Below are 14,352 nucleotides of genomic sequence, written 5' to 3'. Positions count from 1 at the left end.
GGGTTAATTCATTATAAATCAAGAACTTTACACCTCATTAAAAAACAATAAAGCCCTAGCGTAGAAATTTTTATCAGGGCCATGCAACCAAGTTTAACATTCATACATCTACCTTGTGAATCAACCAAAAAATGCTTCAAATCAAAAAGTCAAAATCTGAAGAAAAGCTTATAGAAGCTTGCCGTAAAGGCGACAGAAAGGCGCAATGTGAACTGTACGAAAAGTACGCTCCATTGATGTACTCTGTTTGCAGACGGTATGTGATTGAGCTGCAAGAAGCAGAAGACGTTTTGGTTTGTGGTTTCACAAAAGTTTTTCGAAAAATCGATCAGTTTACTGGTGAAGGAAGTTTCGAAGGCTGGATTCGAAGAATAATGGTCAACGAATCGCTGACCTACATTCGAAGAAACAAAAGCATGTTTTTGGAAGTAGAGATTGAAAAAGCAGAAAGAGAACCCGATTATCAGCAACTCCACAATCAATTAGAGGTTGAAGATTTGCATAAAATGATCGACTTACTGCCAACGGGTTACAAAACCGTTTTCAACCTTTACGCCATCGAAGGCTTTTCTCACAAGGAAATAGCAGAGAAGTTGGGCATTAGCGAGAACACCTCGAAATCCCAATTGAGCAGAGCAAGAGCACATCTTCAAAAGATGTTAGTTCAAGCAGAAGATAGTATGGAAGTTAAATTAATGAGCAATGAAGGGTAACCCAATAGATGATCTCTTTCGAGAAAAACTAGGCAACCATAAAATAACCCCTCCAGCAAACGCTTGGAGTCAAATAGAAGGCAATCTCGCCAAAAAGAAAAAGGGTGCTTTCTTCTGGTTAAGCATAGCAGCAAGTGTTGCAATCATCCTTACTGCCGGTGCTTTATACATCAATCAATCTGAAAAATCAGGTGCAGACCTTGAGCAGCTTCAAGCCAATAAAGAAGTGGAGAATGAAGCTGTAAAAACACCTGACCAAAACAACATTGACACTCCTTCAAAAGAGAAACAAAATACCAAAGATCAATCTCAAGAAAAAGAGGCTGCACCAAGTATTCAATTTGTTCAGCCGCAGCAAATCGCAGCACCAAGTAAACTAACCGCTCAGGTAGACACAAAACCAACCGTAGATATGATCGAAACTGTTGATCAATCTCGTGTGATCATCAACATAGATAAAATTGACATTGCACAAACACTATCCGTCAATACCTCAGTTGATTTCGATTACTTGAAATTAATGCCTCTAACATTAAAAGATTATACTGATGAATCGTTCGAAATCGACATGCAAAACAAGAAGAAATTCAGCATGATGGATGGATTGATCAGTATCGCCAAGGGGGTGAGTAAAACCAAAGAAACCTTATCTGATTTGAGAACCGCAAAGAACGAATTTGTTACCAATGAACTCAAGTACGGATCGATTGATCAAGAGGAAGAAGAGAACGCTCCTAACTTCAAACAAGAAAAATAACAACTCGAAATATGAAAACAATAACTACAACAAAAGTCATAGGTATGCTCTTATTGGTCGTATTGAGCACTAACCTAGCTAAAGCTCAAAGTGAAACTTCTCTCAACCAGAACTTAAAAGTTGAGCCCAAAACCTCAACTTTCAATCGGGGAGAAACTGAAAACTCAGCATGGGATTTTTCAAAATCAGTTCCTGTAGCCAAATACAGCCCAAAAGCTTTAGAAAACACCCTAGAAGAAAAGCATGGCAGATATGATTTCGACAGGTACTACCCACGAAAAGGAACACAGAGTTTTGTGAACATCTACATTGGTTTAAACAATTATTTGCAAGACGGTGATTTACCAAGTAGTGACGAGCTATTCACTTTAAACCCACTCACCTCTTGGTATGCAGCCCTCAACTTCGATCATGCAACACGTATTTTAGGCCCACTTTATCTGGACTGGGGTATTGGCGCAAGCATTCAAGATTTAAGCTTTGAAAACACTAGGGTCGAAGTAGTAGTAGACCGTGTTAACCAATCTGTCGATTTTGTTGAGCGTATGGATCGTGTAGGCAAGAAAAGCAAAATCAATATGATGCACCTGAATGTGCACATGGTTCCAACCTTCTCGTTTGGTAAATATAACTCGTTCAGAATAGGCGCAGGGGTATATGCTGGCTACAGAATTAGTAGCCACACTAAATACAAATACGATGACTTGAATGGTGATGGTCAGAAAGACAAATTCAAAGACAGTCTATACATTAATCCATTCAAGTACGGTTTGCGTGCCCAAATGGGTTGGAGTTCTTTCGATATCTTCTTTAACTATGACATTTCAGAATTATTTGAAGAAGAAGCAAACGCACCAAGACTTAATCCTGTAACATTCGGGGTGATTTTCTAAAACAACAACTCAAAATAAAATACAACAAAAATGAAAAAGCAATTCAACATATTTTTGATTGCCATGGCTCTCCTATTGGTAAATCAAAGCCTCAGCGCCCAATGGACATGGGGGAAACAAGACGATCTCGAGCGAATAGATACCGTGGTCAGCATTCCTAAAAGGAACTCAAACAGTATCTTCATTAACGACAATGACTTTTACCTACGCATGGGTTTCTTAGGAATCAACTTAGAAATAGAAGATGATTGGGATTCAGACTGGAGGTCGAGCCGCAACAGACCTAGAAATTTCGAATACATTGAGCAACACGATCACGGCACATTAAAAAGCCTTGATTTCGAAATTGGCTTCAACAATTATTTAAACAACGGGAGCTTCCCTTCATCTAGCGACCTTTATCAAGTAAAACCTTTAGGCTCTGTTTATGTAGGTTTAAACTGGAACCACACCACCTACGTTAGTGGCCCATTGTATTTAGATTGGGGTGGAGGATTTAGCTGGTATAACTATAAATTCGAAAACGCAGCTACTCGTTTAGACCCGAATGGTGGTCAGCTCAATTTTGTAGAAGAAACCAATATCGGGAGCGCCTTAAAAAGCAAACTCAAAGTTTCTTACCTCAATGTAAAAGCTGTACCGATGTTCGATTTTAGCAGAGGAAAGAGAATTGTAAGAAAGTATGAAGAAGACGATGTGCGCGTTGCGTTTAGTCGCAAAACAGGTTTCAGAATTGGAGTTGGACCTTATGCTGGCCTTCGCTTAGGCAACAAAGCCAAGTACATCGACCGCACCAATGGCGACCGTGATAAAGTAAAAAGCAAAGGTGGTTTCTTTGTGAATGACTTTAGATATGGTGCCAGACTTCAAATAGGCATCAATGGTTTCGATATGTTCATGACCTATGATTTCAACGAACTTTTTGAAAACGGAAAAGGCCCAGAACTTAACCCAATTACTATTGGGGTGACTTTCTAAAAGAAAATATTAATTATTACTAGGCCGAATGAAGAAATTTATTCGGCCTTTTTTTGTGTTCCAAGTTTCCTTTTTACATAAGCCTTGGCCCATAAAGGAGCAATCAAAAACAAAGAAGACAAAAACAAACCTACAGAAGCAAAAACAACTCTCCACTCCTCGCCTTCCACTCCATAATTATTAAGAATGACACGGATTGCCATAAAGCTAATACCAGCAAAAAAATGTAGCTAGGAAAAGTAGTCATTAAAGTACTACTAGGAAATCGAAGCTTTTGAGTGGTATTAGTTTCGCTCATGATTTAAATATAAAGATTCTTGAAGCTTATTCCTCCATCCACTTTTTTTCTTCTCCCTTCAAGCCAAAGAACTTGGAAAAATATTTTGGGCTAGGGCGGTTAGCAGTAATTAAAATCAAGAACAAACTAAAAACAAGTGCATACACCATGTCGCCTTTTTCATACAAACCAAAAGCACCAATGGTTGCCCCAAAAGACCACATTATATTTCTGTAAATGATAGACTTCTTTAGTTTGATTAATTTCAAATCTAGCTCAGGCACCTGCTTTAAAACCTTAAGCGCATCTTTTTTCCAAGTAGCCACCGTTCTCAACAATACATACCCAATACCCGCTGCCATTACAGCATGAAACATAATATCAGGATCCTCATAAAATACAGACCGAAGCTCACCACTCGCCTCTCGTTCTAAAAAGGCATAACCAAAAAACGCAAGAGGCAACACAAACATTAAATAGATTATACTTTCAAGCTTTTTGATGAATGCACTTTTATTAAAATTAGGGTCGTTCAATTGCATGGTTTGTGTAAATTGTAGCTAATAACAATCTCTTGCTAACGAACGTTAGTATGTTTATATTCGCAGCAAATGAAAACTGTCGTAAAGAAAAGCAGAAAGCAACAAATAGAAGAAAAAGCAACCACTCTTTTTCAATCTAGGGGCTATGCTGCTACTTCAATGCGCAATTTAGCGCAAGATTTGGGTATTGAGGCTGCAAGTCTCTATTCTCACATCAAATCAAAGGAAGAAATTTTGCAACGCATATGCTTTCGTATGGCCGAAGAATTTTATAGTGCTTGGCAGGAAGTAGACGAAGAAACCAGTGGTAATGCAGCGAAAATGGAAAAAGCCATGATCGCTCATGTAAAAGTAATTACAAAAGATACGAACGCCTCTGCCGTTTTCTTTAATGAATGGAGGCATTTAAGCGAACCCCACCTGAGTGAGTTTTTAGCCATGCGCGATGACTACGAAGGACGGTTCAAAAAAATATTAAGAGATGGTATGGCTTCTGGCGAATTCAAGCTAGTAGATGAAAAATTCATGATGCTTACCATTCTCTCTTCGTTAAACTGGACTCACAATTGGTATAAGCCCGATGGCAGCTTGAGTCCGGAAGAAGTAGGGAAAAGACTATCGGGCCTATTGTTAAACGGACTAAAAAAGAATTGATATGTACGGAGGTGGAAACTCATTCGAAGCCATGAAAGCTACAGCCCTCACTGACGAGGATCCAGTGAAATTGGCAGAATTTGAAGCAAGAATCGACAGAGGCGAAAAAATAGAGCCTTCAGATTGGATGCCTCAATTGTATAGAAAGCAACTGATTAGAATGATTGAGCAGCACGCTCACTCAGAAATTATCGGAGCTTTACCAGAAGGTACTTGGATTACCCGTGCGCCTGGCTTTAAAAGAAAACTTGCCCTTATGGCAAAGGTGCAAGATGAAGTAGGCCATGCTCAATTATTATATTCTGCTGCCGAAACTTTAGGCAAATCAAGAGAGGATATGATTGCCGATTTGATCAATGGCAAATCGAAATACTCGAACATATTTAACTACCCAGCCTTTACATGGGCCGACTCATGCTTTATTTCATGGCTGGTAGATGCAGGAGCAATTGTAAATCAAATAGCAAACTCGAAAGGAAGTTACGGTCCATATTGCCGTGCATTAGAAAGAATTTGTGCCGAAGAATCTTTCCATTTAAAGTATGGCCATCATTGCGTAATTCATTTAGCAACAGGCACAAAAGTGCAACGCGAAATGATGCAAGCCGCATTCAACAGATGGTGGGCGCCAATGATGCACTTCTTTGGACCTTCAGATAAAATTTCGGTTCATTCAGAAATTTTGATGCGCTGGAAAGTAAAAATGTCGTCTAACGATGAATGTCGCCAGCAATTCTTAGATATGTATGTACCTAAAATTTGGGAACTTGGCTTAACTGTACCTGATGATAAGTTGAGAAAAGATCCTGAAACAGGTCAGTGGGAGTTTACCGAGCCTGATTGGGAGGAATTCAAAAGAGTAATTAATGGAGATGGCCCATGTAACAAAGAGCGTTTGGCGGTTAGGCGCGTAGCCGAAGAAAGAGGTGCTTGGGTGCGTCAAGCTTTATTGGCTCCAAAAACCAAATACGTAGCTCCTTTAGCATAATACATTCCTATGAATTTGAAATCATTAGACCCACGGGTAACCCGTCTTGGTATTGACGAATCCACCGACACTCAAATTATTGAGAAAGGAAACCTCGACCAGTTTGAGACCTATGAGGCTTTTATAGAAACCAAAGAAGGTAAGCCTTTTGAGCACGCAGGCCCTGTTCACGCACCCAACGAAGAAATGGCTTTCCTATTCGCGAAAGAACAGTTTAGCCGAAGAGGCATGTTCTGCAATGCGCTTTGCGTAATTAAAACCGAAAACATAAAGGTATCGGAGTATACTGATAACAATGAAGATGTTTACAATCTGGTAAATAATAAAGCCTCTGGCGTAGAACGCGAAAGTTTCGAGATTTTCCATTTGGCTAAACGCGGCAAGCAGCATAAGTATGCGGGAAGCGTAATGGCCAAGGACTATGAAGATGCACTAGCGAAAGCGAAAGAAGACTTTCAATCCGACAAACCAGTATTCAATGTTTGGGTAGTGAAGTCTGAACATATTTTAGCTTCTGATGAAGACGATCGTGACATTTGGGATACCCTGAAAGAGAAAAAATACCGTGACGCGATTGACTATAAAGCAAGCGACAAAATCAAAGCATTTAAAGAACAACAAGCTTAGAGATGAACACAGAAGCATTAAAAGATTTACTTTATAAAATCGCTGACGATCAGCTCATTTTAGGTCATCGTAACTCTGAATGGACAGGTTTTGGCCCTTTGTTAGAAGAAGACATTGCTTTTTCTTCTATGGCACAAGACAAGGTAGGTCAGAGTTGGCAGATTTATAAACTACTCGAAGAGTTGGGAGAATCTGAACCAGACATGGTTGCTTTTATGCGAAATGCAGACCAGTTTCATAATTGCCAGTTGGTAGAATTACCGAACGGTGAATATGATTTTAGCTTAATCAGGCATTTCTTATTTGATATGGCCGAGCAAATCAGGTTTACACATTTGGCAAGTTCATCTTATGAGCCTTTGGCACTATTAGCCAAGAAGATTAAAGGCGAAATCAAGTATCACACGATGCACGCCAAAATTTGGATGAAGCAATTGGGTTCTGCTACTGAAGAAAGTGTTTCTAGACTTCAGAATTCGCTAGAAGAAGCCATGCCTTATGCTTTGGGAATTTTTGAGCCTTCTAAGTTCGAAGCCGAATTAATTAAGGAAGATATTTTCCGTGGCGAAGAAGTAATCAAAGAAGAATGGATCGAACAGATTAGCGCGATTCTGAAAGAAACAAGCCTAAAAATGCCGGATTTAAATAGCATCACTCCAGTGTATGGCGGCCGTTATGGGACGCACACCGAGCACCTCCAGCCTTTATTGGACGAAATGTCGGAAGTGTTTAAAATGGATCCTACGGCTGATTGGTAAGAAGCCATTTGTCATTTGTCATTTGTCATTTGTCATTTGTCATTTGTCATTTGGGGAAACTTTTGATCGGACATAATGTTGTAAAAGCACAATGAGCAATACGAAGGACATATCAGTGGAAGAAATTAGGACATGGCTAGATGAAGTTATGGATCCTGAAATCCCTGTGCTTTCGCTCAACGATTTGGGGGTTATTACCGGAATTGAAATTGAAGATTCTGGGAAAGTCAAAGTAAATATGACGCCAACTTTCTCAGGTTGCCCTGCCATGGACTACATGAAACGTGACGTTGAAGAAACACTCCAAAAAAATGGGATTGACGATTTTGATGTCCACCTTTCTTTTGAAACGCAGTGGAATTCTAACATGATTTCTGAAAAAGGCCGAGCTGCACTAAAGAAGTTCGGTCTTGCTCCTCCTCCAAAGCACAATTTGATTGTCGATATTGATTTATTAGAGCACTCTAAATGCCCATATTGCGATAGTACGAATACAGAAATGAAAACGCCTTTTGGCCCAGCACTTTGTCGTTCCTTACATTTCTGCCATAATTGTAATCAGGCTTTTGAACAGTTTAAACCCATTTAGATTTTCTCCCAAAGCGAGTCTACGTAGTAATTATTTTTATCAGTAAAATTCTTCATTACCTTAAAGCCTGCTTGCTCAGCAAACTGACGAATACTTTTCAAGCTATACTTTTGTGACACTTCTGTGTGAATTGCTTCCCAAGCATCGAACGAATAAGTTTCGCCTGTAGCTTCAATAAAAACCTGCTGTGCTTTATTGCTGACTAGATGACTCTTAGTTTCGCCTGTTATAGGGTCATAGGTTGGAAAATGTTCGAAACCTTCTAAATCGAAATTAGCACCAAGCTCGTTGTTGATTCTTACAAGCAAGTTTAAGTTGAACTCTTTAGTCACCCCTAACTTATCATTATAGGCACTCAAGATAACGTTAGGGTCTTTCATTAAATCGAAACCAATAAAAAGAAGGTCTCCAGAGCTTAAGTTATCACCCAACCTTTTTAGAAACTTCGGAGCTGACCCGTTGGAGAAATTCCCAATATTCGAGCCTAGAAATAATACCACTTCTTTCTGAAAATGGTTTTCATTAAGTTTAGCTAAGGCATCGAAATAATCTCCCTGAATAGCATTTACATGTAGTTTTGGAATTGACTTCTTCAAATCACCTGAGAGAATATCCAGCACATGTTGCGAGATATCAATTGGTGAATAGGAAAAATCTACCCCTTCGTTTGTAAAATGCTTTAGTAATATTTTCGTCTTTGTACCATCTCCAGCGCCTAACTCTACTAGTTTAAAACTCGTGTCATTAGCCAAGAAACTTTTTAGAATTTCTTCCTTCTGCTGATCAAATATTTCGAATTCGCAACGGGTAAGGTAATACTCTTCCAAATCCATAATAGATTGAAAAAGCTGATCGCCCTTTTCGTCATAAAAGTATTTTGAGGAAAGGCATTTAGGGTTTGAAGTAAGTCCTGAATGAATATCCCTTGCAAAGGTGGAAAGTGTAGCGGTAGTATCGCTCATAAGTTAAAAGTTTTCTGCTAGTCGGATTCCTGTGAACTGCCAACGTAGGTGTGGATGAAAAAAGTTTCGGTATGTAGGCCTGATATGGTTACGACTCGTGGCATATGAACCACCTCGGAGTACCATGGTATTGATCATAAACTTACCATTATACTCTCCTAGCGCCCCTTCTGGCTTTTCATAAAACGGATAAGCTAAATAAGCGCTATTTGTCCACTCCCAGACATCTCCGTAAAATTGAGTGTTTTTACCCTGACGAGGCATAGGTCTAAAATTTCGATCGTCCACAAAGTTGGCTGATTCTGGAATTTCAGGTTCGTGCAATTTGCAAGCTACTTCCCATTCAAACTCTGTAGGCAAACGTTTACCCTTCCATTTGGCAAAAGCATCTGCCTCATAAAAGCTCACATGGCTTACAGGTTCATCTGGGTTAATATTTTCTAAGCCTGCTAAGGTATAATGCTTCCAAACCCCATCTTGTTTGAGCCAATAGAAAGGTGCTCGTATATTTTCCTTCTTCACCCATTCAAAACCTTCCATTAACCAATGATTGAAATCTTGATAACCACCAGCTTCAATAAATTCCATGAATTCACCATTGGTGATCAACCGATCTTGAATTCGATAGCGGTGAAGAAAAACCTTATGCACACCTTTCTCATTATCGAAATGGAAATCATTCCCTTGATAACCAACGGTATAAACACCTTCCTCTACTTCAAGAAAATTCTCTGCGAGATTCGGCTGATGTTTTTCCTCCTGAAAAGATTTATAAACGGGGAACAATGGATTGATTCCCAAAATATGTTTGAGGTCGTAAACTAGTAACTCTTGGTGCTGCTGTTCGTGATGGAGACCAATTTTCAATACTTCGATAACCTTATCATCAACCTCCTCGTCTGTTGAAAGAAAATGTTTCATGTGCTCATCTACATACGAACGATAAGCCATAATTTCGTTTACCCAAGGGCGAGATAAAGCTCCTCGTTCGGAACGAATCCAGCGCTCGCCTTCAGTTTCATAATAGCTGTTGAACAGGAAATGATAATCTTTGTCGAAGACTTTGTAATCAGCCATATTTGGCTTGAGCACGAAGTTTTCAAAAAACCAAGTGGTATGCGCCAAATGCCATTTAGGTGGGCTAACATCTACCACAGGCTGCACTACAAAGTCCTCTGGTTGTAAAGGCTCGCAAAGTTCGTTGGTTAGCGCTCTTACCTTGAGGTAATCGTTTAAAAGAGTATTAAGAAGTAAAACCTGATCTGTTGAAGAACTCATAGTGAAGCAAGGGCGTTTCTTAATTAATCATTTTAATAGTACGAACTTAGTTTTTCAATCCGCACTAATATAAGACCAATAACCCTTGCTAAAAGTTCTGAAAATTTTCAGAAAGACTTAACCAATTTCAATAACAACATCATCGGTAAGTGGATGACTAACGCAAGGAAGCACATAACCTTCGTTCAGTTCCGCTTCAGAAAGTCCCTCATCTTCATCCATTTTCACTTTTCCAGAAACACATTTACCACGGCAAGCTGTACATAGTCCGCTTTGGCAAGAGAAAGGCAAATCAATATCTTCATCCAAACCTTTTTCAAGGATAGTCTCGCCAGGTTCAACAGTGTATTTGAATTCTTCACCGTCATAGATAACGGTTACTTCGCGCGCAATAATCTCATTGCTCACGGGCTCATTCTCCTTCTTCTTAGCCGCATCCGAAGTAAAACTTTCTTTATGAACTTGAGTCTTCGGAATATTTAGGTTAGACAATGATGATTCTACAATATCCATCATTGGGCCTGGGCCACACATAAAGAATTCTGTTTGCCCTTCTTCCATTTTAGGCAACATATCCAGCGCTTCTTTAATAATATCTTGAGTGAGCAAGCCTTTGTAACCTTTCCATTCAGGTGGTGCTTCGCCTAGCACATGTACTACCTTAAAACGCTCTGGATTATCATTTTCCATTTGTGTCAAAGCAGATTTGAAAATAATTGAATCAGAATCTCTGTTGGCATAAATAAGAGAAACCTTTGATTTAGGCTCTTGATTCAACGCAGATTTAGCAATTGACATTAAAGGTGTAATTCCACTTCCGCCACCAAAAAGAACAATATGTCTTTCGTTATTGGAATCGAAAGTAGTAGTGAAGTTTCCTATAGGTTCTAATACCTCCATTACATCACCTGCTTTCAAGTTATCACCCAAATGATTTGACATCAAACCACCTTCAACACGCTTTACCGTTACAGCTGGGTAATCATCTACAAATGGTGAAGTACAAAGTGAATATGCTCTTCGTTCTTGCTTTCCGTTAATGTTGGCAATAAGCGTGAAAAACTGACCTGATTTGTACTTAATATTTCCAGAAGCTGGTTGTTCAAAGTAAATGCTAATGGCATCAGCAGTTTCGTTTACTACTTCTTTTACTGTTAAGTTTAAGTGTCCGGCTTTCACCGAAGGAATTTCACTTTTCTCTGTTTGCTTTTTTTTGAATAATCCGAATGCCATGCTTTAAATTCTGTTTATAGAAATTATCAGTGTAACAACACCAATGCGTAGAAAGTAGTTTAAAAGAATGCAAAAGTAATCATCATCTGCTGAACTATGAATTGTTCTGCCAATTTAGATACAGAAACAGTGGAAGAGTTACAGAAATGGAGGTTCAAGCCAGTACATTTTAGTATCTTTGACCTTTCTTTTTAAACCGAAAAAATGGATTTGAATACACTCACGGCAATTTCGCCAATTGACGGTCGCTATAGAAGGGTTACCAATGCGCTCACAGAATATTTTTCTGAGTTTGCTCTAATTAAATACCGCGTTGAAGTTGAAGTAGAATATTTCATCGCTCTATGCGAAACTCCTCTTCCGCAATTATCAGATGTAGACTCTAAAGTTTTTGATGCGCTTAGGGCTATCTACACAAATTTCACCGAGGCAGATGCCTTGAGTATCAAAGAAATCGAGAAAACCACGAATCATGATGTAAAGGCGGTTGAGTACTTTCTGAAAGACAAGTTTGAAGCGCTTGGCCTTACAAAACATATAGAATTCATTCATTTCGGGTTAACATCGCAGGATATTAATAACACTGCCATTCCTTTGTCATTAAAAAGGGCGATGCATGAAGTGATCGAGCCTTCTTTTTTAGAGGTGAAAAATATGATTAACGAAATGGCTGAAACATGGAAAAACATTTCTATGCTGGCCAAAACACATGGCCAACCCGCTTCTCCAACTAGGCTAGGTAAAGAAATGCATGTATTTAGCAATCGTATTGAAGAACAAATGATTCTGTTGGGGGACATTCCGTTTGCGGCAAAATTTGGTGGTGCTACTGGTAATTTTAATGCACATCACGTGGCCTACCCAGCCATCGACTGGATTGACTTTGGTAATGAGTTTGTGAAAGAATCACTTGGCTTACAGCGCAGCCACCCTACCACACAAATTGAGCATTACGATCATATTGCAGCCCTTTTCGATAATATGAAAAGGATTAACACCATTTTGATCGATTTCTCTCGAGATGTTTGGCAATACGTATCCATGAATTACTTCAAACAAAAGATTAAAGCAGGTGAAGTAGGTTCTTCGGCCATGCCGCACAAAGTAAACCCAATTGACTTTGAAAATGCCGAAGGAAACTTGGGAATTGCCAATGCTATCTTCGAACATCTCTCTGCTAAACTACCTATCTCTAGGCTACAGCGTGACTTAACGGATTCTACGGTATTACGTAACATTGGAGTGCCATTAGGTCATACGCTTATCGCTTTAAAATCGCTTGAAAAAGGAATTAAGAAGTTAGAGTTAAATCAAGCTGCTATTGACGCAGACTTGGAAGATAACTGGGCAGTAGTTGCTGAGGCTATTCAAACCATACTTAGAAGAGAAGGTTATCCAAAACCTTATGAGGCCTTAAAAGGGTTAACGAGAACCAATCAAAAAATCACTGCTGAAGTGATGAAGGAGTTTATTCAAACTTTAGAAGTATCAGCAGAAATAAAAAATGAACTGATGCAAATCAGTCCATTTAATTATACTGGCCTATAAGTAAAAAGCCCCTTACGGGGCTTTTTTTTTTATTTCTTAGCTTTTTCAATTACTGAATCTGTTTTTGGATCGTATTCCAATAGTTCATTGTATAGAAGCACATCGTTCCTAAAGTCATACAAAGTCAATGTTCTTAACTCATAATAAGCGTCCCAGTATTGTTGTAAAGCAAGAACATAGTTTCGTATCGCACTATCCTTACTAGTTCTAGCATTTGTTAGGGTAAGAATATCAACTTTACCCGCCAAATACCTTCCATTAGTAATCTCAAAACGCTTCAAGGCTATTTCCTCACTCTTTTTAGCCAACTCTATTTGCTCAATAATTTGCTGAAAGTTTCTTACCGCATTTGCAATTTCCTGATCGAAAGTAATCATATTTTGATCTATCGTAAACTCAGTCAGCTTCTGCTGCTCATATGCCTGATTCATTCTAGCTTTATTTCTACCACCATCAAGGATAGGCAAATTAAAACTCAACCTGAATTGTGAACCAGCAGCTACATTACTTGATTGGTAAACTTCATTTAGCTCATCTCTTTGCGCACTATTATAGCCATATGAAGCAGATATTGACACGTTAAAGCGAGTTGCCCGTGCAGACGCGACATTACGTTCAGCCTGTAGTCTATCCAATTGAAAGTCTAAATACTCCGCTCTATTATCCTTAGCATACTGCAAAGCCGTTTCATAGTCAATATCAAAAACTGGGACTTCCATGGGTGCTATTAGCTCCAAATCAACATTTTCCGTAAGACCAATAAAGTTTCTTAACTCCAGTGAAAGTGATTGAACTTCTAACTGTGCCTGCTGAGCAGCACTTTCTGAGTTTAACAAATCAAGCTCTGTTTGTAATAATTGATCTTCAGTCGAGGTTCCAATGTTATAACGACCTTGTTCCACTTTAAAAACAGTATCATTGGCCTGAGCATTCTGTAAAGCGATCTGTAAATTCTTCTGCTCAACAAGCAATCTAAAAAACAGGTTCGCTGCGGTTTGAGATGCTTGCTCCATAGACTGGACATACGACCTTTTTGATTGCTCATACTCTAACGGTTGAATCTTACTATCCCACTTAAAAGGGTTTACATTAAACAAAGGCTGAGTAATTGAAATACCAACGGGATCACCTTGATAGTATTTATTGTCACCATCAAAATCATCAAACCTTGCTAAGTTAGTTTCAAATGAGACTGTAGTGTTGGTCCAAGGCAACACTTGCTCTAAGCCAAGACTTAAATCCGAATTATTCTGATTTACCTTACGAAATACTACAGAACCATCATTCTGTGTAACTGGTATAGATCTATTAGTGTAATTTGGTAATGTCCCTTGTAGTCTCAATTGAGGTTTTAATTGGGATTTATAAACACTGTAACTCCAATAACCCAAAGTTCTCCTAGTTTGCGCTGTTTTCGCACTTCTAGAGTTTTCTCTTGCCAACTGAATCACCTCTTCCAGAGTTAACACTCTTTTTTGTTGGGAAAAGGATACTTGAGCCAGACCTATAAATAGTAATGATAATAATATGACCTTTTTCATAATGTTTTTAGAAT

The 14,352-nt window shown here is 38.9% G+C and carries 16 protein-coding genes; 10 read left to right on the top strand and 6 right to left on the bottom strand.

From position 1 onward, the window contains the following. Positions 1-131 precede the first annotated feature (131 nt). Genes OB69_RS10470 through OB69_RS10455 form a run of 4 tightly spaced genes read left to right on the top strand, consistent with a single transcriptional unit; the run spans position 132 to position 3,341 of the window. Positions 132-713, top strand: a complete 582-nt coding sequence (locus OB69_RS10470) for an RNA polymerase sigma factor (protein ID WP_053223676.1) — start codon at positions 132-134, stop codon at positions 711-713. Further along, positions 703-1,470, top strand: a complete 768-nt coding sequence (locus OB69_RS10465) for a hypothetical protein (RefSeq protein WP_053223675.1) — start codon at positions 703-705, stop codon at positions 1,468-1,470. Before OB69_RS10470 ends, OB69_RS10465 begins: the two co-directional genes overlap by 11 nt. Before the next feature lie 11 nt (positions 1,471-1,481). Further along, the gene (locus OB69_RS10460; protein WP_053223674.1) at positions 1,482-2,363 is read left to right on the top strand and encodes an outer membrane beta-barrel protein; all 882 of its coding nucleotides are present in this window, start codon (positions 1,482-1,484) and stop codon (positions 2,361-2,363) included. Positions 2,364-2,393: 30 nt separating this feature from the next. Further along, positions 2,394-3,341, top strand: coding sequence for a hypothetical protein (locus OB69_RS10455; RefSeq protein WP_053223673.1), 948 nt, complete (start codon positions 2,394-2,396; stop codon positions 3,339-3,341). Positions 3,342-3,379: 38 nt separating this feature from the next. Here OB69_RS10455 and OB69_RS18600 read toward each other — a convergent pair whose 3' ends face one another. Then, positions 3,380-3,544, bottom strand: coding sequence for a hypothetical protein (locus OB69_RS18600; RefSeq protein WP_157608545.1), 165 nt, complete (start codon positions 3,542-3,544; stop codon positions 3,380-3,382). A gap of 121 nt (positions 3,545-3,665) precedes the next feature. Then, the gene (locus OB69_RS10450; protein WP_053223672.1) at positions 3,666-4,160 is read right to left on the bottom strand and encodes a hypothetical protein; all 495 of its coding nucleotides are present in this window, start codon (positions 4,158-4,160) and stop codon (positions 3,666-3,668) included. Between the two features lie 69 nt (positions 4,161-4,229). On the opposite strand from OB69_RS10450, the gene OB69_RS10445 reads away from it, so the two are divergent. From OB69_RS10445 to paaD, 5 genes are all read left to right on the top strand, one after another. Further along, on the top strand, positions 4,230-4,814 hold the full coding sequence (locus OB69_RS10445) for a TetR/AcrR family transcriptional regulator (RefSeq protein ID WP_053223671.1): 585 nt from the start codon (positions 4,230-4,232) through the stop codon (positions 4,812-4,814). 1 nt (position 4,815) lies between these two features. Continuing rightward, positions 4,816-5,802 (top strand): 1,2-phenylacetyl-CoA epoxidase subunit PaaA, encoded by a 987-nt coding sequence (gene paaA / locus OB69_RS10440; protein WP_053223670.1) that lies wholly within the window; start codon positions 4,816-4,818, stop codon positions 5,800-5,802. Positions 5,803-5,811: 9 nt separating this feature from the next. Then, positions 5,812-6,429 carry a phenylacetic acid degradation b gene (locus tag OB69_RS10435; protein WP_053223669.1) on the top strand — a complete coding sequence of 206 codons (618 nt, stop codon included), beginning with the start codon at positions 5,812-5,814 and terminating at the stop codon, positions 6,427-6,429. Positions 6,430-6,431: 2 nt separating this feature from the next. Then, positions 6,432-7,187 (top strand): 1,2-phenylacetyl-CoA epoxidase subunit PaaC, encoded by a 756-nt coding sequence (gene paaC / locus OB69_RS10430; protein WP_053223668.1) that lies wholly within the window; start codon positions 6,432-6,434, stop codon positions 7,185-7,187. Between the two features lie 91 nt (positions 7,188-7,278). Continuing rightward, on the top strand, positions 7,279-7,776 hold the full coding sequence (gene paaD, locus OB69_RS10425) for a 1,2-phenylacetyl-CoA epoxidase subunit PaaD (protein ID WP_053223667.1): 498 nt from the start codon (positions 7,279-7,281) through the stop codon (positions 7,774-7,776). Here the strand turns inward: paaD and egtD are convergent. The 3 genes from egtD to OB69_RS10410 form a co-directional block, all read right to left on the bottom strand. Next, positions 7,773-8,738: an L-histidine N(alpha)-methyltransferase gene (gene egtD, locus OB69_RS10420; protein WP_053223666.1), complete on the bottom strand. Its 966-nt coding sequence runs from the start codon at positions 8,736-8,738 to the stop codon at positions 7,773-7,775. The two genes, paaD and egtD, sit on opposite strands and share 4 nt — an antisense overlap. A 3-nt stretch (positions 8,739-8,741) precedes the next feature. After that, a complete protein-coding gene (egtB, locus tag OB69_RS10415) occupies positions 8,742-10,016 on the bottom strand; it encodes an ergothioneine biosynthesis protein EgtB (RefSeq protein ID WP_053223665.1) in 1,275 nt (424 codons plus the stop codon). 117 nt (positions 10,017-10,133) lie between these two features. Further along, on the bottom strand, positions 10,134-11,249 hold the full coding sequence (locus OB69_RS10410) for a ferredoxin--NADP reductase (RefSeq protein WP_053223664.1): 1,116 nt from the start codon (positions 11,247-11,249) through the stop codon (positions 10,134-10,136). A gap of 204 nt (positions 11,250-11,453) precedes the next feature. On the opposite strand from OB69_RS10410, the gene purB reads away from it, so the two are divergent. Next, on the top strand, positions 11,454-12,797 hold the full coding sequence (purB, locus tag OB69_RS10405) for an adenylosuccinate lyase (RefSeq protein ID WP_053223663.1): 1,344 nt from the start codon (positions 11,454-11,456) through the stop codon (positions 12,795-12,797). A 29-nt stretch (positions 12,798-12,826) separates the two neighbouring features. Here the strand turns inward: purB and OB69_RS10400 are convergent, their stop codons facing one another. Then, positions 12,827-14,338, bottom strand: coding sequence for a TolC family protein (locus OB69_RS10400; protein ID WP_053223662.1), 1,512 nt, complete (start codon positions 14,336-14,338; stop codon positions 12,827-12,829). Between the last annotated feature and the right edge of the window lie 14 nt (positions 14,339-14,352).

It is taken from the genome of Roseivirga seohaensis subsp. aquiponti (genome assembly GCF_001267955.1).
Classification (GTDB): Bacteria; Bacteroidota; Bacteroidia; order Cytophagales; family Cyclobacteriaceae; genus Roseivirga; species Roseivirga seohaensis.
This window is presented reverse-complemented; position numbering and strand designations above follow the sequence as displayed.